Here is a 24,089-nt window from a genome sequence, read left to right on the forward strand (position 1 = left end):
CCGTCATTGCGAGGAGCCCTTGCGACGAAGCAATCCAGCTCTTTTCGCGCTTGCCGCCTTCTGGATTGCCGCGTCGCTTCGCTAAGGGGAAAGCCAAAGGCTTTCCTTGACCTCGCAATGACGGGGGCGAGGTCCGGGCACTACTCCCCCGCGACCAGCGCGTGAACCGAGAACTGTTTGCCGGCATCCGTCCATGATGCCTTGGGGGTCCAGCCGGAGCCCTTGGCCAGGGCCATGAAACGCTCGAGGCTGTATTTGTAGCTGCTCTCGGTGTGCAGGCTCTCGCCGGTGCGGAAGGTGAAGCTGCGGCCGAGCAGATGCACGGTCTGCGCGGTCCGGGCGATCAGATGCATCTCGATGCGGTGGCGTTCGCGGTTGTAGATCGCGCGGTGCGTGAATGCGGACAGGTCGAAATCGCCGCCGAGTTCGCGGTTGATGCGGACCAGGACGTTCTTGTTGAATTTCCCGGTGACGCCGGCGGCGTCATTGTAGGCGGCGTAAAGCTGCTTCTCGTCCTTCTCCAGGTCGATGCCGATCACCAGCAGCGCGCCCGGCCCGAGAATGGCGCGGGAACTGCGCAGGAATGCGCTCGCCTCGTGCGGCTCGAAATTGCCGAGCGTCGAGCCCGGGAAGAAGCCGACCTTCGGCATCGCCTTCACTTCCGCCGGCAGTTCGAACGGCGCGGTGAAATCCGCGGTCACCGGATAAACGTTCAGCGACGGAAAATCTGCGCGCAATTCGGCGGCCTGCGCATTGAGGAATTCGCCGGAAATATCGACCGGCACATAGGCGCCGAACTCGCAGCTATTCAGCAGCAGCCGCACCTTGGTGGTGGCGCCGGCGCCGAATTCGACCAATGCTGCGCCCTTCGGGACGATGGCGTGGATGTCGGGCCCTCGCTCGCGCAGGATCTCAAGTTCGGTGCGGGTCGGGTAATATTCCGGGAGCACCGTGATCTGTTCGAACAGCTCGGAGCCGGCGGCGTCGTAAAAATATTTCGGAGACAGTTTTTTCGGGTGTTGCGAGAGCGCTTCGGTGACGTCGGCGGCGAACAGGGTGGTGGCTTCGTCGAGCAGGGCTATGCCCTGCGGGGCATGGATATTCATCGAAAACCTCTCCTCAACGCTGACGCGCTGCGACTGAATCAGGCACCGTAATCGGCGAGCCGAAGCCCGGTGAATTGCCAGCGGTGATGGGGATAAAAGAAATTGCGATAGGAGATACGGCTGTGATCGTCCGGAGTTGCAAGCGACGAGCCGCGCAGCACCAATTGGTTGACCATGAACTTGCCATTATATTCGCCGAGCGCGCCCTCGATGGCGCGGTAGCCGGGGTAGGGCGAGTACGAGCTGCGGGTCCACTGCCAGACGATGCCGAAGGCGTCGTTGAGGCCGCCGGCGCGCGCGGCGACTTCCCATTCCATCTCGGTCGGCAGGTGCTTGCCGCTCCAGCGCGCGAAGGCGTCTGCCTCGTAATAGCTGACATGGCAGACGGGGGCTGCGGGATCGACCGGCTGCAGGCCGCCCAGCGTCATGACGCGCCATTCGCCATCGACCTGGCGCCAATGGCCGGGAGCCTGCCACTGCTCGCGCTCGGCGGCGGCGAAACCGTCCATCAGCCACAGCGTCGGCGTCGTATAACCGCCGGCTTCCATGAACTGCAGCCACTCGCCGTTGGTGATGAGGTTGCGCGCGAGCTTCACGGGGCCGACCAGCGCGCGATGCGCCGGCTTCTCATTGTCGAAATGAAAGCTGTCGGCCTGGTGCCCGATGGTGTGGATGCCCTCGGTCAGCGTCAGCCACGGACCGCCTGACGTGGTCGAGGCCGGAAAGCGCCAGTCGGGGTCGTAGGCCGGCGGGATCGGGTTCTGCGCAAACGCATGCAGGATATCGGTCAGCATCAGCTCCTGGTGCTGCTGCTCGTGGTTGAAGCCGACTTCCAGCAGCGGCACCAAAGAGGCCAGCTTGGCGTCATCGGTGGCGTTGAAAAAGGCGATCACCGCGTCGTCGACGTGGCGGCGATAGGCGGTGACGTCGTCGGCGCCCGGCCGCGTGAGGTGGCCGCGCTGGGCTCGGCCATGGCGCGGGCCGGCGGAGACGTAATAGGAATTGAACAGATAGGCGTAATCGGGGTGGTAGGGCGTGTAGCCCGGCGCGTGGTCGCCGAGCAGAAACTGCTCCCAGAACCAGGTGACATGAGCGCGGTGCCATTTCGCCGGCGAGGCGTCGGGCATCGACTGCACGAGCTGGTCTTCAGCCGAGAGTGACGCGGCGCGACGTTCGGTCTCAACGCGGACTTTGAGGAAGGCATCGCCCAGTTGCTGGGCAAGCGAGCCGGTCGAGATCGGCGCGCGGGCAGCTAACGGGGCCACGGCGGGGGCAAGATTCGTCACGACAAACTCCGGTTTTGGAGAGAACGCAGCTTGGCGAAACGTGTTCCGCGGGCGTTCTGTTCTAAATAGGACATCCCGAGCCGGATTAAAGGCTTGCCGTCATGCCATCGGGCGGACGTCCGAAGCTCCGGAAAAGCCTGCGGGATCAACGGCTGAACGGATTTTTTGAACGGTTCGACGGCCGAATGGTGCAACCTTTTGGTTGGGGTGCGAAACGGTTTCGGCTACATATATGCGTGAGGCAGCAGGCGGGCCGGTGGACCAGCCGCAACAGGGACGCAATCATGAGCATTGAGCAATTCATCGAGAACGAAGTGAAGACCAACGACGTGGTGCTGTTCATGAAGGGCACGCCGCAGTTCCCGCAGTGCGGCTTCTCGGGCCAGGTGGTGCAGATCCTCGATCACGTCGGCGTCGGCTACAAGGGCCTCAACGTGCTGGAATCCGCCGAGCTGCGCGACGCCATCAAGACCTATTCGAACTGGCCGACCATTCCGCAGCTCTACGTCAAGGGCGAGTTCGTCGGCGGCTGCGACATCATCCGCGAGATGTTCCAGGCCGGCGAGTTGCAGAGCCTGTTGGCCGACAAGGGCGTGGTCACCGCGCCGGCCGGCGCCTGATCGACTCGCTTTATTGTTCCCGAACGCGGTCACGCGTTCGGGAAAGGCGCGATGAAGGTTCCGACCTACCGCCCTTGCGGGGCGCCCCTTGTATGCCCGTCCGCCATCGCTACACTTGTCGCGGGCCAGCACAGGAAGGGTGACGATTTTGCGACACGGAATACGCGCGCTGCTCTGTGCGGCGCTGATGGTGGCCGCATTTCCGGCACTTGCCGAAGACCGGTTTTCCGCGCCAGGCACTTTCGACATCCCCGCCAGCGCGCATTTCTCGCACGACCGGCTGAAGAAGATCGGCGAGTTCTTCGAAAAGCAGATCGCCGACAACAAGATCCCCGGCGCCATCGTGCTGATCCAGCAGCATGGCAAGCCGGTCTACAAGCAATTCTTCGGCGTCCGCGATCCCGACACCGGCCAGCCGATGACGGACGATACGATCTTCCGGCTGCATTCGATGACCAAGCCGATCACCTCGTTCGCCGCCATGATGCTGGTCGATGAGGGCCGGCTCAAGCTCGACGATCCCGTCTCGAAATATATTCCCTCGTTCGGCTCCGTGAAGGTCGGCGTCGAGAAGAAGCTCGAGAACGGCGAGAAGGCGCTGGAGATCGTGGCGCCGGAGCGCCCGGTCAACATCCGCGACCTGCTGCTGCACACGTCCGGCATCACTTACGGCTTCTATGGCGACAGCATGGTGCGGCGCGCCTATGGCAATGCGCAGATCTACAATGGCAATTTCGACAACAAGGACTTTGCCGACCGCATCGCGCAACTGCCGCTGGAGTATCAGCCCGGCAAGATCTGGGACTACGGCCATTCGACCGATATTCTCGGCCGCGTCATCGAGGTGATCTCCGGCAAGTCGCTGCTGGCCTTCGAGCAGGAGAAGTTTCTGGGGCCGCTCGGCATGAAGGACACCGGCTTCTTCGTGAAGGAGAAGGAAAAGGAAATCATGCTGGCCAAGCCGATCGGCTGGGACCGCGACTTCCGCACCGGGCGGCAGAACCGGCCCGAGACCTACCAGAAATGGGAATCCGGTTCGGGCGGCATGGTCTCGACGATGTCGGACTATGCGAAGTTCGCGCAGATGCTGCTCAATGGCGGCGAACTGGACGGCAAACGCTATATGAGCCCGGCCACCTTCAAGGACATGACCACCGATAAGATCGGCAAGGAATCCGGCATCGCGCGCGACGCGATGTATTTCCCCGGCGACGGTTTCGGCTTCGGCTATGGCTTCGCCGTACGCACCGATGCCGGCAACGCCAAGCCGCCGCCGCCGGGGTCATTGGGCGAGCTGAAATGGGACGGCGCCTCCGGCTGCTATTTCATCATCGATCCCAAGCATGATTTCTTCGTCGTGCTGCTGGAGCAGACCCCGTCGGAACGGCAGCGCATCCAGCGCTCCCTGAAATTGCTGGTGTATGAAGCGCTGCAACACTGACCGCCGCACGCTGCTGCTCGGCCTGCTGTCGCTGGGCGTTGCGTCCGCGGCGCGGGCCGAGACGCCGCCTGCGGCGATAAAATCCGCGCCGCAGCCGGCGCGAAAATTTGCGCCGGACCTGCAGGCGCGGCTGAACGATTATTTCGGCGAGCAAGTCGGCACCGGCAAGATTCCCGGCGCCATCGCGATGGTGCAGCAGCACGGCCGGCCGGTGTATTTCGAGGCCTTCGGCCGCCGTGACGCCGGCAACCCGATGCAGCCGGACGCCATGTTCCGGCTGTATTCGATGTCGAAGCCGATCACCTCGGTGGTCGTCATGATGCTGGTCGAGGAGGGCCGGCTGCGGCTCGACGATCCGCTGTCGACCTACATTCCGGCGTTTGCGAAAACCCGGGTCGGCATCGACCGCGCCGGCGGCGACGAGCACGCGACGTCCGAATTCGTAGCGCTCAACCGTCCGATCACCATCGAGGACCTGCTGCGCCACACTTCGGGCATCACCTACGGCTTCTACGGCAACGATCCGGCGCGGCGGCGCTATTCGCGGCTCGACATGTTCGACAGTAGCGACATCGACAATGCCGAACTGGCTGAGCGCATCGCGCGGCTGCCGCTCGCCGAGCAGCCCGGCACGCTCTGGGACTACGGCCATTCCACCGACGTGCTCGGCCGCGTCATCGAGGTGATCTCCGGGCAGCCGCTGTCCGCCTTCCTGAAAGCGCGGCTGTTCGATCCGCTGGGCATGAATGACACCTCGTTCTACGTCACCGACGAGCAGAAGCGCCCGCGCATTGCCGAACCTTTCGCCGGCGACCGCATGCTCGGGCCGGTGGTGGGGATGCATGACCCGCTGGATATCAAGCGCTGGGAGGCGGGCGGCTCCGGGCTGATCGGCACGATCAGCGACTACGCGCGCTTTGCGCAAATGCTGTTGAACCGAGGCACGCTGGACGGCCGGCGCTATCTGAAGCCCGAGACGATCGCGCTGATGACGTCAGATCATGTGGGGCCGGGGAGCGGCGTCAAGCGCGACTATTATTACTTCCCGGGCGACGGCTCCGGCTTTGGTTACGGTTTCGCGGTGCGTACCAAAGAACTCGCCAGCGAACCCGGCCCGGTCGGCGAGTATCGCTGGGACGGCGTCGGCGGCACGTTCTTCTGGATCGATCCCGTGGACGACATGTTCGTCATCGTGATGATGCAGGCGCCGTCGCAGCGGTCGCCGGTCGAGGGAGCGGTGAGGAAGATTGTGTATGGGGCACTCACGAATTAGCTGTCATTCCGGGATGCAGCGGACGGCGAAGCCGGCCGGTGCAGACCCGGAATCCCGATATGTTCATCGTCCCATGTCGAGGTTCCCCGCCACTCCAATTGGAGTGGCTGAGGTTCGCTCGAGCTTTGCTCTCGCGCCCCGGAATGACAGTTTGGGGCTACGACAGTTTAAGACTCACGCCTTCCTGACGATATCTCGCACCAGCCCCAGCGTTTCCTCGATCATCGCCGCACTGACATCGAGATGCGTGCACGCCCGGATCCGCCCGTCCATCACAGCCAGCAGCACGCCCTGCTGGCGCAATGCCGCGACCATTGCCGGCCCCGTGATGCCGCAGCCGGCGGGATCGAAAAACACCAGATTGGTCTGCGGGCTCTGCACCACCATGCCCTCGATCTGCGCCAGACCACCGGCCAAAGCGCGTGCATTGGCGTGATCGTCGGCCAGCCGCTCGACATGGTGGTCGAGCGAATACAGGCAGCCCGCGGCCGAGATGCCGGCCTGGCGCATCGAGCCGCCGAGCCGCTGCTTCCAGCGCCACACCTCGTCGATGAAATCGCGCGAGCCGGCCATCGCGGCACCCAGCGGCGCGCCGAGACCTTTGGTGAAATCCAGCCACACCGAATCCCAGCCCTGCGACATGTCGCGCGCGGAAATGCCGGTGGCGACGCAGGCGTTGAGCAGCCGCGCGCCGTCCATATGCGTCGCCATGCCATGATGGCGCGCGATCGCGCTGACCGCGTCGAGTGCGTGCTTTGGCCAGATCGTGCCGCCGCCGATATTGGCGGTCTGCTCGACGCTGACCAGCGTCTGCGGCGGCTCGTAGCGGTTGCGCGGATGCAGGGCCGCCTGCAATGCCTCCGGCGTGAACTGGCCGTTCTCGCCGGGCACCGCGGTGACCTGGAAGCCGCCGAGTGCGGCATGCGCGCCGCCTTCGCGGCTGATGAGGTGCGCGGCGGGATGCGCCAGGATCTCGTCGCCGCGCCGGCAATGCACCAAAGTGGCGGCGACGTTGCACATCGTGCCCGACGGCATGAAGACCGCGGCCTCCTTGCCGAGCAGATCGGCGACGCGCTCGCACAGCGCGTTGACGGAGGGATCGTCGCCGATCTGCTCGTCGCCGACCTCGGCCTCGGCCATCGCCGCGCGCATCGTCGCGGTCGGCCGGGTCTGGGTGTCGGACAACAAATTGATGCGGATTTTTGGCTGCGCGGGATCGGTCGGCGTCGGCGTGTAGGTGGTCATGCACAGTCCTTTCAGCCGTCATTGGGAGGTCAGGGAGAGCTTTGGCTTTCCCCTTAGCGCAGCGACGCGGCAATCCAGAGGGCTGTAAACGCTGTAAGAGCTGGATTGCTTCGTCGCAAGAGCTCCTCGCAATGACGGGGGAGAAGACGGCGCTCCAACAAAAAGGCCCCGGTGAACCGGGGCCTTGATCTCGTCAGCGCTGTTAGCGTTTAGCGCGAATAGAATTCGACGATCAGATGCGGCTCCATCTGCACGGCGAACGGGACGTCCGACAGCAGCGGAATGCGGATGAACTTGGCGGTCATCTTGGAGTGATCGGTTTCGACGTAGTCCGGGGTGTCGCGCTCGCCGAGGGTCGAGGCTTCCAGCACGAAAGCGAGCTGCTTCGAGGATTCCTTCATTTCGACGACGTCGCCGACCTTCACCTTGTAGGAGGCGATGTTGACGCGCTTGCCGTTCACCTTGATGTGGCCGTGGTTGATGAACTGACGGGCCGCGAACATGGTGGCGACGAACTTGGCGCGGTACACCACGGTGTCGAGGCGGCGCTCGAGCAGGCCGATCAGGTTTTCACCGGTGTCGCCCTTCATGCGGCCGGCTTCCACGTAGATGGAGTGGAACTGGCGCTCGGAAATGTTGGCGTAATAGCCCTTCAGTTTCTGCTTGGCGCGCAGCTGCACGCCGAAGTCCGAGAGCTTGCCCTTGCGGCGCTGGCCATGCTGGCCGGGGCCGTATTCGCGCTTGTTGACCGGCGATTTGGGACGACCCCAAATGTTCTGGCCCATGCGGCGGTCGATTTTATACTTGGCTTCACTACGCTTGGTCATCGCGTCCTCGATGGTTGTGTGGATGAGGAAACGCGCCCTCCTGTGTACCGGAGAAGTCCGGTACCGACAGGCTCATCCTCAAGCTGAGGGGAGAACCACGGGTGCGAAACGCAACGCGGGCCGAAAACGGCCCGCGAGCAAATGGGGTTCTAGGAAGAACCGCCCCGGATGTCAATTGGAAGACAGGGCCCGGGGCGGCCGGTAAGCGGGCTCTGGCGTCCCTATCGCTCAGGTGGTATTTGTTGTTTCTAGCAACCAAACAGAACCCGCATGGCGCACTTGCGGCGAAATGAACATCTGAAGCTTTTCGCCAATTGCTGCAATACTTTGGCCACAACTGTGTTTTCGCTGGGTATCCTGACCCCGATCGCCGGCAAAATTTGGGATGCCAAATCGCTGCCCTATGGCGAAATACAGATCTTCCTGGCTTGTCTGACGTTCGGGATCGCCACACATTGGTGGGCCAGTGGTTCATCACTGGCCTGAAGGACGTGGAAGATGAATGACCTCCCGTTTTGGGTATTTCCCGCCATCACGTTCGCGGGCCTTCTTGCCACCGGCGGCATCGTCTTGCTGATGGCGAATGCGACGCGCAACAAGGCACCGAGATTACCCGCGGCTTCCCCGGCAGAGGCCGATCTGTTCGACGGCACCCAGCGCAAACGAAGCCTCACATCCAAGGCCTGACCGGCGCTGCGGTCACATCGCGATTGACCGAATCGGCATGGCGACCGGCGGGCACTTGGCGCGCAGTTCCGCCGCCAGTTCGCCGTTCAGCACTTGTTCCAGCCGGCTGAGCGTCCTGGCGATCAGGGCGGCGTCGGTCACGCGGTGGTCCCAGCGGATCACCACCTCGATGCCCCCCTCATCATCCAGCGCGCCGTAGCTGAGCAGGAACGGGCCGGGGCTGATCGCATCGAGATTGCCGGGGCCGAAGGCGGCCACCGAGGTGATGCCGAAATTGCCGCAGAAATTGGCGCGCTGCCGGCCGATCATGAAACAGCCCGCCCACAGCAGCCGGCGCAGCGGCCGCGGCATTTTCGATACCCGCAACAGCTTGCGGAACATCGGCACCTGCTGCGCCGGCGCCGTCATGGCGTGCCGGATCACCGCATCGACCTCCGCCAGCGTCATGGCCTCGGCGCCGCAGACGCGCTGCGGCAGCACGCAGGGCTCGCCGCCCTCGACGCGCGAGATCGCCACCATGCCGGTGCTGCGCGGCAGCTCGTAGAAATGCGGCCACGGCCCGCCGATATACATGGTGCGCAGGATCGGCTGGTCGCGCGCCACCAGGCAGAACGCCTTGGTGAAGATCGAGGCCCAGCCCGGCCGGACCGCGCAGCCGGCGCGCGCCTCCGCCAGCGCGGCCACGCCAAGCTTTCGCCGTAGCTGCACGAACGGCACGCTTGCCGAGGCATGCATGAGGTCGGCGATCAGCCGGCGCGGCACCGACACTCTGCGAATCGTCCCTCGCATTCCGTCCCGCCCCACGAGAGTTTCCCGGTCCTGTCGCCCGCCGGTACCTAGTGACCTAGCATGGTCAGGCGGTTTGTGCAGCCGTTGGTCGCGCCGTCGGGTGTTTTAACGAGCGGCGGGATCGAACGCGATCAGACGGTCACGAGCGCCGCGCTGCCAAAAAACGGCGCCAGCGCTTTGGCCAGCGGGGCGGAGGGTGCGCAACCGGACGTATAGGCGAAGCTTGGAGCATCTGGCGTGCCGTGCCCGGCCGGGCCGAGCAGGTCTTTGACGCGGCGTGCGATCGCCGGCGCCGGATCGATCCAGGCCACCGGCCACGGCGCCAGTGCGATCATCCGCTGCAGCAGCAACGGGTAATGCGTGCAGGCCAGCACCACGGCATCGGTGCGCAGCCCGTCCGTCTCGGTGAAGCACGGCGCGATCTCGGCCAAAATCTCGTCATCGGGGATCGCCGCGCCGTTCAGTTCCGCCTCCGCCAGCGTGGCGAGGTTGGGCGAGCCGACCAGCGTCACGGTGCAGGCGCTGGCGTGGTCGCGGATCAGCGCCCTTGTATATTCGCGCTTCACGGTCGCGCGGGTGCCCAGCACCGAGACGCGCTTGGTGGTGGAGGCCGCGCAGGCCGGCTTGACCGCCGGCACGGTGCCGACGAACGGCACGCTATAGGCCGCGCGCAGCGGCGCCATCACCGAGACCGACATCGTGTTGCAGGCGATCACCACCAGGTCCGGCGCGTGCCGCGCGATCAGCTCGCCGATCAGCGGCACCACGCGGGCGATGATCTCGTCCTCGCTGTGGTGGCCATAGGGGAAGAACACGTCGTCGGCGACATAGACGTAGCGCGCCTCCGGCCGCGCGCGTACGATCTCGCGCAGCACGGTGAGGCCGCCGAGGCCGGAATCGATGACGAGGATGGTCGGGGATGGGGACATGCGGACTCTATGCTGGCCGAATGTGGTTACTTTTGCGTTGCTACACCGGCGTCAAGGTCCGATGCGCGCCCGCCGGCAGCGTGACCGTGATGGCATCGCCGGGGCGGACGTCGCCGTCGGCCAGCACCACGGCCATCACGCCGGCCTTGCGGATCAGGTTTCCGGCAGCGTCGTGATCCAGCGTGGCGGTCATCAGGCCCGGCTGGAAGCGGTCGATCTGGATGCAGGGATTGCGCAGACCGGTGATCTGGATGGTCGCGGTCTCGCCGAGCGTCAGTTGGGTGCCGGTCGGCAGGCCAAGCAGGTCGATGCCTTGCGTGGTGATATTTTCGCCGAGGTCGCCGGGCGCAACCGCAAAGCCCTTGTCGCGCAGTTCGTCGAACAGCTCGGAATGGATCAGGTGCACCTGGCGCAGATTGGGCAGCGTCGGGTTGAACCGCTTGCGCGACAGATGCTGCACCGTCGTGCCCGAGTGGCCGTCGCCCTCGACGCCGAGGCCTGTGAGCAGGCGAATGCTGAGCGCCGGATTTTTGCTGAAGTGATGGCCGCGGCGGAAAGCGACGGCGAGGACGGTGGGCATGCAGATTCTCTTACGCTGCGACCAACACTGTCATTCCGGGGCGGGAGCAGCGCCAGCTGCGACTGAACCCGGAATCCCGAGATGTTCAAAACAGTCCGAGGTCCCGGGTTCGCTCGCAGCAAGCTGCTCGCGCCCCGGGACGACAGTTTGTGGTGTTTATCCGAACACCCGGCCAAAGATTGTGTCGACGTGCTTGAAGTGATAGCCGAGGTCGAACTGTTCCTCGATCTCGGCATCCGTGAGATACTTCGTGACGTCCTTGTCGGCCTTCAGCAGCGTCAGGAATTCGCCTTCGCCGCGCCATACCGGCATGGCGTTGCGCTGCACGAGTCGGTAGGCGTCCTCGCGGGAGGCGCCCTTCTGCGTCAGCGCGATCAGGAGGCGCTGCGAATGCACCAGGCCGCCGAGGCGGTCGAGATTCTTCTGCATGTTGGCGGGATAGATCAGGAGCTTCTCGATCACGCCGGCCAGGCGGTTCAGTGCGAAGTCGAGCGTCACGGTGGCGTCGGGGCCGAACATGCGCTCGGCCGAGGAGTGCGAGATGTCGCGCTCGTGCCACAGCACGACGTTCTCCATCGCCGGCGTCACATAGGCGCGGACCATGCGGGCGAGGCCGGTGATGTTCTCGGTCAAGACCGGGTTGCGCTTGTGCGGCATCGCCGAGGAGCCCTTCTGGCCCTCGGAGAAGAACTCTTCCACTTCCAGCACTTCGGTGCGCTGCATGTGGCGGATCTCGGTGGCCAGGCGCTCCATCGACGAGGCGATCACGCCGAGGGTTGCAAAGAACATCGCGTGGCGGTCGCGCGGGATCACCTGGGTCGAGATCGGCTCCGGCACCAGGCCCATCGCTTTCGCGACATGCTCTTCGACGCGCGGATCGATCTGCGCGAAGGTGCCGACGGCGCCGGAGATCGCGCAGGTCGCGACTTCTTTTCGCGCGGTGATCAGACGCTCTTTCGCGCGGGTAAACTCGGCATAGGCATAGGCGAGCTTGAGGCCGAAGGTGACCGGCTCGGCATGGATGCCGTGCGAACGGCCGATAGTTGGCGTCATCTTGTGCTCATAGGCGCGGGTCTTCAGCGCGGCCAGCAGGCGGTCGACGTCGGCGATCAGGAGGTCGGCGCAGCGGGTGAGCTGGACGTTGAGGCAGGTATCGAGCACGTCCGACGACGTCATGCCCTGGTGCACGAAGCGCGCCTCTGGCCCGACGATCTCGGCCAGATGGGTCAGGAAGGCGATGACGTCGTGCTTGGTTTCGCGCTCGATCTCGTCGATGCGATCGACGTTGAAGGTGGCGTCCTTCGCCTTGGCCCAGATCGCCTTCGCGGCATCCTTCGGGATGGTGCCCAGCTCCGCCAGCGCATCGGCCGCATGCGCCTCGATCTCGAACCAGATCTTGAAGCGGGTCTGCGGCTCCCAGATGGCAGCCATTTCGGGACGGGTATAGCGGGGGATCATGGGCACTCGCAGCGGTTTGGGGGATTACGCCGCGCTTTAGCAGAAAGGGATGGGAGAGGCCACCAAGGATGCGAGGGGTGGGGAGAGACTTAAAAGCCTCCCATAACTGCTCAAAAGCGACTTGATCATAGGTTAATAATCTTATAAGATTATTAACCTAGCTAAGGAAGGGGCCGAGCGATGACAGGGCGGAATGAATTCGACGAGATTGGAGATGAACTGGCGCGGTTGAAGTATCGGCTCATGGGCATCAAGGTTGAGCTGAAGTTGCGCCGGCTGAGTTACTCCGCAAAGGATGGTTTCGATCCAGACCAGCCGCGCGATGACCTTGGAAGGTGGACGGACGGCGACGGGGCAGGGACCGCAGAGGAGGCAAACGCATCCGGAAACAGCGTGACTGCCGTTTTTGCGGATTTTAACAGCCTTCCGTTGGCGACCCGTCTCGAAGCGCTTCTCGGCGAGGCCGGCTCGGACAACTCAGAACCGACCCTTCAGCCCGCCGCAGCAAAAATCATCTACAACAACGCTATAACCGGCGACGAACGGATTGATAGTTTGACTGTGACGCTGAGCAACACGCTCAAGGGCGTGATGGATGTCTTTGATTTTATTCCGTATGACACCCCGAGGGCTTACGGCACGGCTGTGCATTCGGCGTTCGGGGCGGCAGTGTTAGCGCAAGGCATGGACGGGGTTGTGGTCGAGTTCAGCTACAAGAACAATTCGCCGGCAACTTACGGGGAAGAAGGAAGCGTTCGAGCCGACGTAGCATTGCGATCGGTAAGCCAAGAAATTATCGCCATTTATGATTTAAAGACGGGTGGTGCCGTGGTAAGCCCATCGCGTGCAGACGAACTGCGAAGTCACTTCTCGGCGTCACGCTATATTCCGGTGATCGAGCTTCATATCCTTCGGGGTCACGTATCAAGCATGCGACGCTCGGCTCGCCTTTTCGGTATTGTTCAGAAGCAGATTCCAGGCTCGGTCCTGTATGGTGATTTCCTTGCCGTTGGAAAAGCTGACATGTTCCTGCGTGGATTCCGGCTTTTCCCCTCGGGCCGGAAAAACCACAATGATCTCCACCGGTGCGTGACGCCACTGTGGCGGCCGCATGATCAGCCATCGTTTCTGTTTGGCGGGCACTATGGTACTTTGATTAAGCATCCGGAGACCTATTGGACCATTACCGACCCCCAGGATGATTGCCGATCGGCGGCCGTCGTTCTCGGGCAGATCATGCCATTCGTAAGCGAGTTTGAAAACATTCAGACCGTTGCTTCCTTCCTGGAATATTTCGATTTCATGCGGGCCAACACGACGGCGCCCGTGCAACTCGATTTTGCTCTGGCTGACTATCTGGTCGGCGATGTCCAGCGTTGCGAGAAGGCGCTTTCACATGTCGAGGATGTTCTGGCGGATCATGACGAGAGCTGGTTCGTGTCTCTGCGGCCAGTCGTCGCCCGGATTCGTCAGCAACTTGACTCGGATCCGGCCGGTCTCGACACGCTCATCCGGCAGTGGCGCAACGAGAATGACGTCAGGCTCGGTATCGCGGTGCCGAGCTGAAGACGAGTCGTTCTGGGCACGTGCATCGCCGTCCATGACGTCAAAACCGGCGGAGCCAAGTCTACTCTTTCGCGTGCGGACGAACTGAGGGAGCGGACCAAAGCGGGGCCCTATACCCCAGTCATCGAGCTTCACTTTCATCGCGGATCAAACCTGAAGCATGAGCAGGTCGCGCAGGATATTCAAGCTGATCCAGCCGCAGGTGCCTGGCACCGTGCTGTGCGGCGACCACCTCATCATCACGCCGACAACCGACATCGCGCGCGGCTTCTTTCTCGATACCACTTCACGTAAGGATCACATGATGCTGGTGCGAACGGTCATGCCATTGCATCGTCCGTTCGCGCATTTTTCGTTCAATTACAGCCAGTCGATCGTAGGAGACTGCGGCGCGCTCTTTCATATCGATAAACAGGACTATGGAGCAGCGGCAGCGGTCGTTCTTCAAAAATTAGGCCCGCATGTCGAGCCGCTCCGAAAAATTCAGACGACCCGCGATTTCATGGGGCATGTTGCCTGGATGTCCGGAAACAGGATGCTACCTTTCCGGACCGACCTGGGTATCAATCACTATATGCTGGGAAATATTCAGGAAGCGCTCGCCATCTTTCGTCAACTGCACATCGATCTCGACGAATATAGCCCGGCTACCCAGCAGAATTGCAGGACCGTCATCCAACAGGTTCTTTATTTTCTGGAGAACGATCCGGTTGGCCTGCGTGCGGTCATCGAATCCTGGCGCGATGAGAATATCGAGAAACTGGGATTGTAGGCGAGCGTTGCGGCGCCTGCGCTGCGTTTGGTACGGTGAGGCGCGGCACGTCCTGGGCGGTGAAATCCGGCGACGTGCCACCGACGCTCGCTCCCAAGGGGTGATCATGCCAGAGCCCATGCAACGGGTCTTCAGACTTCGCCGCGACTCCGGCCATGTCGATGTCGTCGTCAGCATTTTCTGGCCCGAACCACGCGAAAACTCCTGGTTCGCGGACTGGACGATCGGCTGGCCCGACCGCGAGCGGAAGGGGTCGGCGGGCGGGGCCGACGCCATCCAGGCGTTGCTCGTGGCGCTCAACATGGTCGGCTCCGAGCTCTATTGCAGCGCGGAGCACGAGGCCGGGCGGCTGGACTGGGCCGACGACTGGTCGGGCTACGGTTTTCCGGTGCCGCGCGGGATGCGCGATGTTCTGACGGGCGACGACGCGCGATATCTTTAGCCGCATTTACGGAGTGCCGATCCGCCGTATCAATTGATGTCGGTCAAGCCATCCGCCGAAACCGGCTGTCAGAATGGCCAAAACAGGGGAGGCGGCGTGCTTCTGGCGATCTTTGCCGATATCCATGCCAACAAGCAGGCGTTCAGCGCGTGCCTGGCAGCGGCGCGCGCGCGTGGCGCGGAGCGCATGATCCTGCTCGGCGATTTCGTCGGCTATGGCGGCGATCCCGAATGGAGCGTCGATACCGTGATGGCGTTGGTCGAGGACGGCGCGGTGGCGGTGCTCGGCAATCACGATCACGCGGTCGGCACGCCATCCGAGACCATGAACGATAATGCCCGCGCGGTGATCGAATGGACCCGCAGCCGGCTCGACGCCGGGCAGAAGCACTTTCTCGCCGAACTCCCGATGACGGTCGAGGACGAGGACCGGCTCTACGTGCATTCCGAAGCCAGCGCGCCCGCGCGCTGGCGCTACGTGCAGGACGCCTCCGACGCCGCGCGCAGCATCGTAGCGACGCCAGCCACGGTCGGCTTCTGCGGCCATATCCATCGGCCGGCGCTGTATTCGATGTCGGTGGTCGCGAAGATGACGGCGTTCACGCCGGTCACCGACGTCGCCGTGCAACTGTTGCCGGGGCGGCACTGGCTGGCGGTGCTGGGCTCGGTCGGGCAACCCCGCGACGGCAACCCGGCGGCGGCGTTCGCGATGTTCGACACCGCGCGCAACGAGATCACCTATTGCCGCGTGCCCTATGACATCGAGGCGGCGGCGGCCCGGATCCGCGCCCACGGCCTGCCGGAATGGCTGGCCCAGCGCCTCGCGACGGGACGCTGACCATGGCGCGCGACCAGTTGCATCCGGGCTCGGTGATCGACGGCTTCACCATCGGCGAGCAGTTGCACGCCGGCGGCATGGCGACGCTGTGGCGGGTCACGCGGCCGGACATCGCGCAGCCGCTGCTGATGAAGGTGCCGCGCATCAGTGAGGGCGACGATCCCGCGGCTATCGTCTCCTTCGAGATGGAGCAGATGATCGTGCCGCGCCTCAGCGGGGTGCACGTGCCGGCCTGTTTCGGCACCGGCGACTTTGCGCGGCAGCCTTATGTGGTGATCGAGCGGCTCCCCGGCCAGACGCTGTACAAGCGGCTGCCGGAGCTGCCGTTGTCTTATGACGAGGCGGTGGCGATTGCCGGCAAGATCGCGGTGGCGCTGGCCGACCTGCACGCGCAGCACGTCATCCACCACGACCTCAAGCCGAGCAGCGTGATGTTTCGCGACAGCGGCGAGGCCGTGCTGATCGACTACGGCCTGTCGTTTCACGCGCAACTGCCGGATCTGCTGCAGGAGGAATTCCGGCTGCCGTTCGGCACCGCGCCCTACATGGCGCCGGAGCGGCTGCTCGGCGTCCGCGACGACCCGCGCAGCGACCTGTTTTCGCTGGGCGCGCTGTTGTACTTCTTCACCACCGGCGAGCGGCCGCATGGCGAGAGCGAGACGCTGCGCGGCATGCGGCGGCGGCTGTGGCGCGACGTGCTGCCGCCGCGACGGCTGCGCGCCGACTATCCGCCATGGCTGCAGGAGATCGTGCTGCGCTGCCTGGCGATCGAGCCCTCGGCGCGGCACCCGACCGCAGCACAGCTCGCCTTCGATCTCGGCCATCCCGACCAGGTGCCGCTCACCGCGCGCGCCGAGAAGTTCGATCGCGATCCCTGGCGCACGGTGTGGCACCGCCGCTTCAACCGCGGCGCGGCGCTGCCGCAGGCGAAGACCGACGTCGCCGCGGTGGTGGAGGCGGCGCCGATCGTGATGGTCGCGCTCGATGTCGGCGACGACTCGGCCGAACTCAACGACGCGCTGCGGGTGGCGACCGCGCGCATCCTATCGACGCTGCCGGCGGCGCGCCTCGCCTGCGTCAACGTGCTGAAACTCGGCCGCCTCAGCATCGACAAGACGCTGGACGAAAACGACAACAACAAGCACGTCGACCGCCTGGTGCAACTGCGCCACTGGGCCTCGACGCTGGGGCTGGAGCCGGAGCGCATGACCAGCCACGTCATCGAGGCGATCGACCCGGCCGCCGCGGTGCTGGAATTCGCCGAGGTCAACAAGGTCGACCACATTTTGATCGGCGCCCGGCAGAAGTCGTTGCGGCGGAAATTGCTCGGCAGCGTGTCGGCGAAGGTCGCAGCGGAGGCGCGCTGCAGCGTGACGGTGGTCCGGCCGGCGCGGATGGGGGAGTAGGGCTACGCTTGCTTCTTGAGCTCTTCGACTTCCTCGGGGTGTCTTTCCAGCAGTCGCAGAAAATTGCTGATGCCCTTGCTGACGGTAACGGTCCCTTGCTCGTACTTCTGGAATGCATTCGGGCCACCGCCGATCAGCGTTCCCGCCTCTCGCTGCGTCAATCCGATCTTGGTCCGAATTCGCTTCACGTCCTGCGGGGAAAGCAGGTTCTCGGTATGCATCCGAAGCGCTTTCAATGCAGCGTCGGATACTTTCAGATCGTCGCCGGTATGAATGCTCTCGTCCGATTCATCGCAGTACCATCCGGGCATATCTATAGTGGATGACTGCCCCTTGTAGGTGATGGTCATGGGCCGCGTGTCGCGTACCATCGGCAGGCCTGTTTCGGGACACGTCGGGGATTCTTCCATCTCACCTCTCCTTGAACGACAGGAGCCTGAATTCTGTCACCACGTCCGACGTGAACTTCACATAGAGTTCGATATCGCCATCCGGCACCCGGTACACATCCTGCCAGGTACCGGGCTTCTTTTCAGACGGCATCGACTTGTAGAAGTGGCTGGCTTCGATGGACTGGATCGTTTCGATGATCCCCTCCGACCCGTAGCCCAGCGCTGCTGCATCACGAAGTGCCGTACCGGTGATGTGCAAACCCTGCGTGTTTGAAAATACGGATTGAACTGTTTTCAGATCATGCGTTGGCTTGTTGTGTTCTGGCATCTGAAAATACACCATAATGGTGGAATTTCAAGGGGTGTTTAACTAGCGCCTTAAAGGCGCGAATTACACCATCTCCCCGCGCGCCTTCAGCGCTTCTCCGCGAATCCCGTCGATGTTGGCCTTGTAGCTCTCCACAGTCCCGCCCTTGAACACCGCGGAGCCCGCGACGAACGCATTCGCCCCGGCCGCGGCGAGCTGCCCCGAAACCGCCGCCGAGACGCCGCCGTCGACTTCGATGTCGATCGGGCGCCCCGCGGTCATGGCGCGCAGGTCGGAGATCTTGCCGAGCGCGGAGGGGATGAAGGCCTGGCCGCCGAAGCCTGGGTTGACCGACATCACCAGCACGAGGTCGAGCAGGTCGATGACATATTCGATCGCCGACAGCGGCGTGCCGGGGTTCAGCGAGACGCCGGCCTTCTTGCCGAGCGCGCGGATTGCCTGCAGCGAGCGGTGCAGATGGGGACCTGCCTCGGCATGCACCGTGATGTGGTCGCAGCCGGCTTTCGCGAAGGCTTCGAGATAGGCGTCGCACGGCGCGATCATCAGATGCGCGTCGAAGATCTTGTTGCTGTGCGGGCGCATCGCCTTGATGACGTCGGGGCCGTAGGAAATGTTCGGCACGAAATGGCCGTCCATCACGTCGAGATGCAGCCAGTCGGCTCCGGCTTCGTCCACCGCGCGGACCTCCTCGCCCAGCCTGGAGAAATCCGCGGCCAGGATCGAGGGTGCGATGACGAGGGGGCGTGGCACAAAGCTGGACATCGGGCGCTCCTGACGGGGCTGAAGGGATGGCTTCGGGTACCATGCGGCCGGGGCACCGGCAACGGACGCCGCACCGCCGTGCCCCGGCATTTTATGCCGCAACGGCACGATCTGCCGGGCGCACCGCCGCCCGCGGCAGCCGAAGTGCGTTGATATCACAAGCGTATTTCGCTGGCACAGGCCTTGCTAAATCCTCCTCAGGGAATTCACGCTCACGCTCGAGCCGGAGATCGACCATGTTGCCAGCCCTCGCCGCCGCCACCACCGCGATCGATGCGCTCCAGCTGCTCACCGCGGCGAAGAAGAAATCGGCGACCGGCTCCGCCACCGCCAGTTCGAAGGCGTCGAACCCGTTCGATGTCGCCAGCGCCTCGACGGCCTCGGCCACCTCCAGCGCAAAGTCGTCGACGACCGCTTCGACCTCCGGCACGCTGTCCACCGGCACGCTGAGCGCGTTGCTCGATGCGCAGAGCGGCACGTCGTCCTCGAAAACCAAGAAAGACCCGCTGAGCCAGCTGTTCAGCCTGCTCGACGGCGATTCCAGCGGCGGTATCAGCAAGGCCGAGTTCGAGAAGAAGCTCGGCGCCGGCGGCACCAATGTCGCCAATGCCGACAAGGTATTCGCCAAGCTGGACACCGATGGCGACGGCTCGGTGAGCCAGGACGAGCTGTCGGCCAAATTGAGCAGCAAGTCCGCGGGCGCGGCCGTTGCGGCGCTGCAGGGCGGCGGTGGCGGCGGCAAGAGCGACGACAGCGCCGGCGCGACCAGCAAGACCACCATGAATGCCGACGGTACCACCACGACCTCCACCACCTATGCCGACGGCTCGGTGGTTTCGATGACCTCGGCGCCGACTGCCAGCAGCGCGTCGTCGACGACGACGAGCAGCGCCTCGAAGGCCAGCTCGTCGTATAATTTCATCGAGCAGATGATTCAGCGCCAGGCCCAGGCGATCCAGCAGTCCAAGAATACGGCGGCGGTTTCGATCACGGCATAAGAATAGCGATGTTCTAGCCGAAGCGGTCGCGCCACGCCGGCAGGGCGCCTTCGAACGGCAGCGCGGTGGCGGTGTAGACGCCGCGCGCGATGGCCCGCGCCGTAACATGGCCGGCAACCATGCCGAGTTCGGTGAGGCCGATCAAAGGATCGACCGGCTTCTCGCCGGTCGCAGCAGTGAACACGATGTCGCCGTCGAGCGGCGCGTGCACCGGGGTGATCGCGCGGGCAAAGCCGGTCTGCGCCATCATCGCCAGGCGCTGCGCCTGCGGCTTGCTGAGGATCGCGTCGGTGACGACCACCACCAGCGTGGTGTTCTCGATCGCCGAGGCGGCCGTCCCGCCCTTGACGCGCATCGCCAGCATGGCTGGCGTGAAACGCGCCGGCAGGCCGCGGTCGCCGAATTCGCTCGCCTGCTCGAACGGCGCCGACCAGAACCACGGCCCGTCCCCGATGGTGACGCTGCCGATTGCATTGACCACGGCAAGGGCCGCGACGCGCACGCCGCCGGAGGTGACCGCCGAGGCGGAGCCCAGCCCGCCCTTGAAATTCGCGGTGGTGGCGCCGAGGCCTGCGCCGACGCTGCCCAGCGCAAAGGTCTCGCCGGCGTTGGCGGCCGCGGCATAGCCGAGGTCGCGGTAGGGCGAAAAGCGGCTCCATTGCTTGTTGCCGCCGTTCAACAGGTCGAAGCACACCGCGCCCGGCACGATCGGGATCACGGCATCGCCGATGCGGAAGCCGCGGCCCTGTTCCGCCAGCCACGCCTGCACGCCGCCGCCGGCATCGAGGCCGAAGGCGGAACCCCCCGACAGCGTGATGGCGTCGATCGCCTCCACGGTGTTGACGGGGTCGAGCAGGGTGGTGTCGCGGGTGCCGGGCCCGCCGCCGCGCACATCCATCGCCGCGACCGCCGGGCGGTCGAACAGGATCGCGGTGACGCCGGAGGCGAGCGCGGTGTCGTCGGCGTGGCCGACACGGATTCCGGCAATGTCGGTGAGGAGGTTGTGCATGCTCACTTTCTTCCCTCTCCCCCGCGCGAAGCTTCGCTTCGCTAGGTGGGAGAGGGTGGCTCGAACCTGCGGAGCAGGTTCGAGCCGGGTGAGGGGTATGTTCGGCACAAGCGTCGCCGCCCTGCAACCCCCCTCATCCGTCGCCGACTGCGTCGGCGCCACCTTCTCCCACAAGGGGACAAGGAAGAAGTCGGAGTTCACGCGCGATCACAACGCGGAGAGGCATCGCGCGGGCCTTGCATCCGCCGCCGCGGCCGGTGCATCTAGCCGCATGATTCATGATGTCTCGATCCCTGCGGCGCTGCTGGCCGGCCTGGTCAGCTTCCTGTCACCCTGCGTGCTGCCGCTGGTGCCGCCCTATCTGATCTACCTGACCGGCGCGACCATCGAGCACGTCGCCACCGACGAGGCCGACCGTGCCTCGAAGCGCGCGGTGCTGATCTCGGCGCTGGTGTTCGTGCTCGGCTTTTCCACGGTGTTCGTGGCGCTCGGCGCCAGCGCCAGCCTGATCGGCGGCCTGGTGCGGGCGTATTCGGCGGAACTCTCGATCGCGGCCGGTATCATCATCATCCTGATGGGGCTGCACTTCCTCGGCCTGACCCGGATCGGCCTGTTGATGCGCGAGGGGCGGCTGGCGATGGCCAAGCCAGTCGGGCTGTGGGGTGCCTATGCGATGGGGCTGGCCTTCGCGTTCGGCTGGACGCCGTGCATCGGCCCGATCCTGGCGGCGATCCTGTCGGTCGCCGCGGCCGAAGCCACCGTCACCCGCGGCGCGATGCTGCTGGCGGTGTATTCCGCCGGGCTCGGCATCCCGTTCCTGCTGGCGGCGCTGATGGTGGAGCAGTTTTCCACCCTGTTCGCCCGCATGAAGCGGCATCTGCTGCAGGTCGAGCGCGCGATGGGCGTGCTGATGGTGCTGACCGGCATCGGCTTCCTCACTGGCGCCGTCTCCAGCGCCAGCATCTGGCTGCTCGAGACCTTCCCGGCGCTGCAGAATTTCGGATAGCGGCTCTGTTTTACCCTCCCGCTCCAGGGGAGGGTGAGAACGCCACGCTATTTCTCATTCGCCCCGATGGCACCGCCGCCACACCCGGCCAAAATCCCCTTTCGCAACGCATCAGATTATTGACTTCTCAAGAGGTGAGTGCTTACTCACAACTATGAGTACCTTGCGAATGACCCATGATCTCCGGCGGGAGCTGATCCTGAATGCCGCGAAGCGTTGCTTTGCGCGGCACGGTTTCGCCGGCACGACCACCAAGAGCGTGGCCGCGGCGGCTTCGATTTCAGAAGGTCTGCTGTTCAAGCATTTCCCGACCAAATCGGCGCTGTACGCCGAAATCCTCGCCGAGGAATGCGAGGCCGATCCGGGCCTGCACAAGCTGCTCGGCCTGCCACCGTCCACCGAGACGCTGGTGATCCTGATTCGCGGCATGGTCGGGCATTTCATGGCATTGCCCGCCGCGCCCGAGCAGGAGGACGCCCAGCGGATGCGGCTGATGTTCATCAGCCTGCTGAATGACGGCGAGTTTGCCCAGTTGTTGTTCGAGAAGGTCGGTTCATTGATCGGCGGGGCCTTTGCCGCCTCGCTGGACCGGGCGATCGCACAGGGCGACGCCAGTCCGGTCGGCCAGGCGCCGGTTCATCTGTTCTGGTTCGCGCACCACACCGCGATGATGGCGGCGCTGTCGAGGCTTCCCCCGGTTCCCGCTTTGCCCTATGGCAACGATCCCGGTCTGGAACGGCAATTATGCGAATTCATCCTTCGCGGCATTGGCCTGACCCAGGCGGCGATCGCCCGATATATCGACCAAGACATTTCGCCGGACCTGCTGCCCGCGGCAACGACAGAGAGCGCCTGACATGACCCTTGCAAGCGAAGCCAGCGCGGCGCCCCGCGCCGGTGGCGAGAAACCCCGGCCGCGGCCGGTCCGGATGGTGAAATGGTTCATCATCGTCGGCATCCTGCTCGGGCTGCTGGTGACCGCCATCGTCGGCTTCAACTATATTCGCGCCAACGCCATCAAGAACTTCTTCGCCACCATGAAGCCGCCGCCGACCAACGTCACGGTGGCCGAGGCCAAGTCCGAAGTGATCCCGAACCTGCTCAATGCGGTCGGCGATCTCGCCGCCGTGCACCAGGTTAACGTCACCTCCGACGTCAACGGCCGCGTCACCCAGATCATGTTCCAGGCCGGCTCGACGGTGAAGGCCGGCACGCCGCTGGTGCAATTGTTCGACGCGCCGGAGCAGGGCGACCTTGCCTCCTTCAAGGCGCAGGCCAAGGTGGCGGAATTGAATCTCGACCGCGCCAAGCAGTTGGCGTCGCGGCAGTTCGGGCCGCAGGCCACCGTCGATACCGCGCAAGCGGCGTTCGACCAGGCCCAGGCCGGCATCTCGCGCACCGAAGCGGTGATCTCGCAGAAGCTGGTCCGCGCGGCGTTCGATGGCGACCTCGGTGTCCGCCGCGTCGAAGTCGGGCAGTATCTCACGGCCGGCACCCAGATCGTCACGCTGACCGATCTGTCGGCGGTCTATGCCAATTTCACCGTGACCGAGAAGGATTCCGGCACGCTCAAGGTCGGCCAGACCGTTCGCATCACGGTCGATGCCTATCCGGGCCGCAAGTTCGAAGGCAAGCTGACCACCATCGAGCCGCAGATCGCCGCCGAGACCCGCAACATCCGCGTCCAGGCGACGATCCAGAACCCGGAAAAGATCCTGAAGCCCGGCATGTTCGCGACCACCACGGTGGTGCTGCCCGACAAGCCGGCCGTGATCACGGTGCCGGAGACCGCGGTCGATTACACGCTGTATGGCGACAGCGTCTATCTGATTACCGAGAAGAAAGCGGACGACGGCAAGACCAGCCTGACTGCGGTACGCACCTTCGTGCAGACCAGCGACCGGTCCAACGGCCGCGCCGTGATCGTGCGCGGCCTCAAGGCCGGCGACCGGGTGGTGCAGGTCGGCCAGCTCAAATTGCAGTCCGGCGTGGCGGTGGCGATCTCGCCCGATCCCGCGCCGCAGATCCCGGCGAAGGCGCCGCTGAACTAACGTTGACGTTGAACCGAAGTGTTCTGCGTTGCCGAAGCCGCGTCCGAGGTAAACCTCTCCCCACCGGGGAGAGGTCGACCGGCGAAGCCGGGCGGGTGAGGGGGCTCAGCGCCATCGACAGGCCGGTGCCCCCTCACCCGAAGCCTCGCTGACGCGAGGCTCCGACCTCTCCCCGGTGGGCAGAGGTGAAGAGGCGCAGGTGGCAGGTTTCGATCGAAACGAAATCGATCGCGTTTGGGACGATGACGGATTGCAGCAAGCGCGATCCGTTTTGATAGA

The 24,089-nt window shown here is 64.3% G+C and carries 26 protein-coding genes; 14 read left to right on the forward strand and 12 right to left on the reverse strand.

Features of this window, described 5'->3' with window-relative positions:
- Window positions 1–140: 140 nt before the first annotated feature.
- Both egtD and egtB read right to left on the reverse strand, forming a co-directional pair.
- Window positions 141–1,106, reverse strand: coding sequence for an L-histidine N(alpha)-methyltransferase (gene egtD / locus FNL56_RS11595; protein ID WP_143572852.1), 966 nt, complete (start codon window positions 1,104–1,106; stop codon window positions 141–143).
- Window positions 1,107–1,144: 38 nt separating this feature from the next.
- The gene (egtB, locus tag FNL56_RS11600; RefSeq protein ID WP_246661660.1) at window positions 1,145–2,344 is read right to left on the reverse strand and encodes an ergothioneine biosynthesis protein EgtB; all 1,200 of its coding nucleotides are present in this window, start codon (window positions 2,342–2,344) and stop codon (window positions 1,145–1,147) included.
- A gap of 332 nt (window positions 2,345–2,676) precedes the next feature.
- Between egtB and grxD the strand changes: the two genes are divergently transcribed.
- The 3 genes from grxD (at window position 2,677) to FNL56_RS11615 (ending at window position 5,726) form a co-directional block, all read left to right on the forward strand.
- The gene (gene grxD, locus FNL56_RS11605) at window positions 2,677–3,012 is read left to right on the forward strand and encodes a Grx4 family monothiol glutaredoxin (protein ID WP_143572854.1); all 336 of its coding nucleotides are present in this window, start codon (window positions 2,677–2,679) and stop codon (window positions 3,010–3,012) included.
- A gap of 187 nt (window positions 3,013–3,199) precedes the next feature.
- Window positions 3,200–4,453, forward strand: coding sequence for a serine hydrolase domain-containing protein (locus tag FNL56_RS11610; RefSeq protein WP_143576131.1), 1,254 nt, complete (start codon window positions 3,200–3,202; stop codon window positions 4,451–4,453).
- On the forward strand, window positions 4,434–5,726 hold the full coding sequence (locus FNL56_RS11615; RefSeq protein ID WP_143572855.1) for a serine hydrolase domain-containing protein: 1,293 nt from the start codon (window positions 4,434–4,436) through the stop codon (window positions 5,724–5,726). Before FNL56_RS11610 ends, FNL56_RS11615 begins: the two co-directional genes overlap by 20 nt.
- Before the next feature lie 174 nt (window positions 5,727–5,900).
- On the opposite strand, the gene FNL56_RS11620 is transcribed toward FNL56_RS11615, so the two are convergent.
- Together FNL56_RS11620 and rpsD are read right to left on the reverse strand one after the other, a co-directional pair.
- Window positions 5,901–6,971: a threonine aldolase family protein gene (locus FNL56_RS11620; RefSeq protein ID WP_143572856.1), complete on the reverse strand. Its 1,071-nt coding sequence runs from the start codon at window positions 6,969–6,971 to the stop codon at window positions 5,901–5,903.
- Window positions 6,972–7,180: 209 nt separating this feature from the next.
- Complete coding sequence (gene rpsD, locus FNL56_RS11625) at window positions 7,181–7,798, reverse strand: 30S ribosomal protein S4 (protein ID WP_143582002.1); 618 nt, start codon at window positions 7,796–7,798, stop codon at window positions 7,181–7,183.
- 270 nt (window positions 7,799–8,068) lie between these two features.
- Here rpsD and FNL56_RS11630 point away from each other — a divergent pair, with 270 nt between their 5' ends.
- Window positions 8,069–8,284, forward strand: coding sequence for a hypothetical protein (locus tag FNL56_RS11630; RefSeq protein ID WP_143577833.1), 216 nt, complete (start codon window positions 8,069–8,071; stop codon window positions 8,282–8,284).
- Between the two features lie 12 nt (window positions 8,285–8,296).
- On the forward strand, window positions 8,297–8,485 hold the full coding sequence (locus tag FNL56_RS11635) for a hypothetical protein (RefSeq protein WP_143572859.1): 189 nt from the start codon (window positions 8,297–8,299) through the stop codon (window positions 8,483–8,485).
- Window positions 8,486–8,497: 12 nt separating this feature from the next.
- On the opposite strand, the gene FNL56_RS11640 is transcribed toward FNL56_RS11635, so the two are convergent.
- The 4 genes from FNL56_RS11640 to purB all read right to left on the reverse strand — a co-directional run bounded on the left by FNL56_RS11640 (window position 8,498) and on the right by purB (window position 12,241).
- The gene (locus FNL56_RS11640) at window positions 8,498–9,274 is read right to left on the reverse strand and encodes an acyltransferase (RefSeq protein WP_143572860.1); all 777 of its coding nucleotides are present in this window, start codon (window positions 9,272–9,274) and stop codon (window positions 8,498–8,500) included.
- 131 nt (window positions 9,275–9,405) lie between these two features.
- On the reverse strand, window positions 9,406–10,203 hold the full coding sequence (gene murI, locus FNL56_RS11645; RefSeq protein ID WP_143572861.1) for a glutamate racemase: 798 nt from the start codon (window positions 10,201–10,203) through the stop codon (window positions 9,406–9,408).
- A 40-nt stretch (window positions 10,204–10,243) separates the two neighbouring features.
- Window positions 10,244–10,783, reverse strand: a complete 540-nt coding sequence (locus FNL56_RS11650) for an MOSC domain-containing protein (RefSeq protein WP_143572862.1) — start codon at window positions 10,781–10,783, stop codon at window positions 10,244–10,246.
- 156 nt (window positions 10,784–10,939) lie between these two features.
- Window positions 10,940–12,241 carry an adenylosuccinate lyase gene (purB, locus tag FNL56_RS11655; protein ID WP_143572864.1) on the reverse strand — a complete coding sequence of 434 codons (1,302 nt, stop codon included), beginning with the start codon at window positions 12,239–12,241 and terminating at the stop codon, window positions 10,940–10,942.
- A gap of 180 nt (window positions 12,242–12,421) precedes the next feature.
- Between purB and FNL56_RS11660 the strand changes: the two genes are divergently transcribed.
- From FNL56_RS11660 to FNL56_RS11680, 5 genes are all read left to right on the forward strand, one after another.
- Window positions 12,422–13,807: a hypothetical protein gene (locus FNL56_RS11660; protein ID WP_143572865.1), complete on the forward strand. Its 1,386-nt coding sequence runs from the start codon at window positions 12,422–12,424 to the stop codon at window positions 13,805–13,807.
- A 160-nt stretch (window positions 13,808–13,967) separates the two neighbouring features.
- A complete protein-coding gene (locus tag FNL56_RS11665; protein WP_143577834.1) occupies window positions 13,968–14,579 on the forward strand; it encodes a hypothetical protein in 612 nt (203 codons plus the stop codon).
- 106 nt (window positions 14,580–14,685) lie between these two features.
- Window positions 14,686–15,021, forward strand: a complete 336-nt coding sequence (locus FNL56_RS11670; RefSeq protein ID WP_246660937.1) for a DUF6968 family protein — start codon at window positions 14,686–14,688, stop codon at window positions 15,019–15,021.
- Between the two features lie 96 nt (window positions 15,022–15,117).
- Window positions 15,118–15,858, forward strand: a complete 741-nt coding sequence (locus FNL56_RS11675) for a metallophosphoesterase family protein (RefSeq protein WP_143572869.1) — start codon at window positions 15,118–15,120, stop codon at window positions 15,856–15,858.
- A gap of 2 nt (window positions 15,859–15,860) precedes the next feature.
- Window positions 15,861–17,264 (forward strand): bifunctional serine/threonine-protein kinase/universal stress protein, encoded by a 1,404-nt coding sequence (locus FNL56_RS11680; protein WP_143572870.1) that lies wholly within the window; start codon window positions 15,861–15,863, stop codon window positions 17,262–17,264.
- 2 nt (window positions 17,265–17,266) lie between these two features.
- Here the strand turns inward: FNL56_RS11680 and FNL56_RS11685 are convergent, their stop codons facing one another.
- The 3 genes from FNL56_RS11685 to rpe are packed head-to-tail and all read right to left on the reverse strand — an operon-like array spanning window position 17,267 to window position 18,746.
- On the reverse strand, window positions 17,267–17,674 hold the full coding sequence (locus tag FNL56_RS11685; RefSeq protein ID WP_143572872.1) for a type II toxin-antitoxin system MqsA family antitoxin: 408 nt from the start codon (window positions 17,672–17,674) through the stop codon (window positions 17,267–17,269).
- Window position 17,675: 1 nt separating this feature from the next.
- Window positions 17,676–17,999 (reverse strand): type II toxin-antitoxin system MqsR family toxin, encoded by a 324-nt coding sequence (locus tag FNL56_RS11690; protein WP_246661531.1) that lies wholly within the window; start codon window positions 17,997–17,999, stop codon window positions 17,676–17,678.
- A gap of 48 nt (window positions 18,000–18,047) precedes the next feature.
- Entirely contained in the window at window positions 18,048–18,746 is a 699-nt protein-coding gene (gene rpe / locus FNL56_RS11695; protein ID WP_143572876.1) for a ribulose-phosphate 3-epimerase, read from the reverse strand.
- 236 nt (window positions 18,747–18,982) lie between these two features.
- Here rpe and FNL56_RS11700 point away from each other — a divergent pair, with 236 nt between their 5' ends.
- On the forward strand, window positions 18,983–19,744 hold the full coding sequence (locus FNL56_RS11700; protein WP_143572878.1) for an EF-hand domain-containing protein: 762 nt from the start codon (window positions 18,983–18,985) through the stop codon (window positions 19,742–19,744).
- A gap of 13 nt (window positions 19,745–19,757) precedes the next feature.
- On the opposite strand, the gene FNL56_RS11705 is transcribed toward FNL56_RS11700, so the two are convergent.
- Window positions 19,758–20,753: a P1 family peptidase gene (locus FNL56_RS11705; RefSeq protein WP_143582003.1), complete on the reverse strand. Its 996-nt coding sequence runs from the start codon at window positions 20,751–20,753 to the stop codon at window positions 19,758–19,760.
- A gap of 271 nt (window positions 20,754–21,024) precedes the next feature.
- On the opposite strand from FNL56_RS11705, the gene FNL56_RS11710 reads away from it, so the two are divergent.
- The 3 genes from FNL56_RS11710 to FNL56_RS11720 all read left to right on the forward strand — a co-directional run bounded on the left by FNL56_RS11710 (window position 21,025) and on the right by FNL56_RS11720 (window position 23,810).
- Window positions 21,025–21,759, forward strand: coding sequence for a cytochrome c biogenesis CcdA family protein (locus tag FNL56_RS11710; RefSeq protein WP_168202908.1), 735 nt, complete (start codon window positions 21,025–21,027; stop codon window positions 21,757–21,759).
- 154 nt (window positions 21,760–21,913) lie between these two features.
- Complete coding sequence (locus FNL56_RS11715) at window positions 21,914–22,615, forward strand: TetR/AcrR family transcriptional regulator (RefSeq protein WP_143572880.1); 702 nt, start codon at window positions 21,914–21,916, stop codon at window positions 22,613–22,615.
- A 1-nt stretch (window position 22,616) separates the two neighbouring features.
- A complete protein-coding gene (locus FNL56_RS11720) occupies window positions 22,617–23,810 on the forward strand; it encodes an efflux RND transporter periplasmic adaptor subunit (protein ID WP_143572881.1) in 1,194 nt (397 codons plus the stop codon).
- The last annotated feature ends 279 nt before the right edge of the window (window positions 23,811–24,089 follow it).

Source organism: Tardiphaga sp. vice304, from assembly GCF_007018905.1.
Taxonomy (GTDB): domain Bacteria; phylum Pseudomonadota; class Alphaproteobacteria; order Rhizobiales; family Xanthobacteraceae; genus Tardiphaga.

What these genes read in the sequence shown, in the direction of transcription:
- FNL56_RS11690 (WP_246661531.1), bottom strand. Translation starts at nt 17,999, where the DNA reads ATGGTGTATTTTCAGATGCCAGAACACAACAAGCCAACGCATGATCTG.
- grxD (WP_143572854.1), top strand. Translation starts at nt 2,677, where the DNA reads ATGAGCATTGAGCAATTCATCGAGAACGAAGTGAAGACCAACGACGTG.
- purB (WP_143572864.1), bottom strand. Translation starts at nt 12,241, where the DNA reads ATGATCCCCCGCTATACCCGTCCCGAAATGGCTGCCATCTGGGAGCCG.
- FNL56_RS11685 (WP_143572872.1), bottom strand. Translation starts at nt 17,674, where the DNA reads ATGGAAGAATCCCCGACGTGTCCCGAAACAGGCCTGCCGATGGTACGC.
- FNL56_RS11670 (WP_246660937.1), top strand. Translation starts at nt 14,686, where the DNA reads ATGCCAGAGCCCATGCAACGGGTCTTCAGACTTCGCCGCGACTCCGGC.
- FNL56_RS11610 (WP_143576131.1), top strand. Translation starts at nt 3,200, where the DNA reads ATGGTGGCCGCATTTCCGGCACTTGCCGAAGACCGGTTTTCCGCGCCA.
- FNL56_RS11635 (WP_143572859.1), top strand. Translation starts at nt 8,297, where the DNA reads ATGAATGACCTCCCGTTTTGGGTATTTCCCGCCATCACGTTCGCGGGC.
- FNL56_RS11665 (WP_143577834.1), top strand. Translation starts at nt 13,968, where the DNA reads ATGAGCAGGTCGCGCAGGATATTCAAGCTGATCCAGCCGCAGGTGCCT.
- rpe (WP_143572876.1), bottom strand. Translation starts at nt 18,746, where the DNA reads ATGTCCAGCTTTGTGCCACGCCCCCTCGTCATCGCACCCTCGATCCTG.
- FNL56_RS11715 (WP_143572880.1), top strand. Translation starts at nt 21,914, where the DNA reads ATGAGTACCTTGCGAATGACCCATGATCTCCGGCGGGAGCTGATCCTG.
- FNL56_RS11720 (WP_143572881.1), top strand. Translation starts at nt 22,617, where the DNA reads ATGACCCTTGCAAGCGAAGCCAGCGCGGCGCCCCGCGCCGGTGGCGAG.
- FNL56_RS11680 (WP_143572870.1), top strand. Translation starts at nt 15,861, where the DNA reads ATGGCGCGCGACCAGTTGCATCCGGGCTCGGTGATCGACGGCTTCACC.
- FNL56_RS11710 (WP_168202908.1), top strand. Translation starts at nt 21,025, where the DNA reads ATGATTCATGATGTCTCGATCCCTGCGGCGCTGCTGGCCGGCCTGGTC.
- rpsD (WP_143582002.1), bottom strand. Translation starts at nt 7,798, where the DNA reads ATGACCAAGCGTAGTGAAGCCAAGTATAAAATCGACCGCCGCATGGGC.
- FNL56_RS11615 (WP_143572855.1), top strand. Translation starts at nt 4,434, where the DNA reads ATGAAGCGCTGCAACACTGACCGCCGCACGCTGCTGCTCGGCCTGCTG.
- FNL56_RS11660 (WP_143572865.1), top strand. Translation starts at nt 12,422, where the DNA reads ATGACAGGGCGGAATGAATTCGACGAGATTGGAGATGAACTGGCGCGG.
- egtD (WP_143572852.1), bottom strand. Translation starts at nt 1,106, where the DNA reads ATGAATATCCATGCCCCGCAGGGCATAGCCCTGCTCGACGAAGCCACC.
- FNL56_RS11630 (WP_143577833.1), top strand. Translation starts at nt 8,069, where the DNA reads ATGGCGCACTTGCGGCGAAATGAACATCTGAAGCTTTTCGCCAATTGC.
- murI (WP_143572861.1), bottom strand. Translation starts at nt 10,203, where the DNA reads ATGTCCCCATCCCCGACCATCCTCGTCATCGATTCCGGCCTCGGCGGC.
- FNL56_RS11700 (WP_143572878.1), top strand. Translation starts at nt 18,983, where the DNA reads ATGTTGCCAGCCCTCGCCGCCGCCACCACCGCGATCGATGCGCTCCAG.
- FNL56_RS11705 (WP_143582003.1), bottom strand. Translation starts at nt 20,753, where the DNA reads ATGCACAACCTCCTCACCGACATTGCCGGAATCCGTGTCGGCCACGCC.
- FNL56_RS11620 (WP_143572856.1), bottom strand. Translation starts at nt 6,971, where the DNA reads ATGACCACCTACACGCCGACGCCGACCGATCCCGCGCAGCCAAAAATC.
- FNL56_RS11650 (WP_143572862.1), bottom strand. Translation starts at nt 10,783, where the DNA reads ATGCCCACCGTCCTCGCCGTCGCTTTCCGCCGCGGCCATCACTTCAGC.
- FNL56_RS11640 (WP_143572860.1), bottom strand. Translation starts at nt 9,274, where the DNA reads ATGCGAGGGACGATTCGCAGAGTGTCGGTGCCGCGCCGGCTGATCGCC.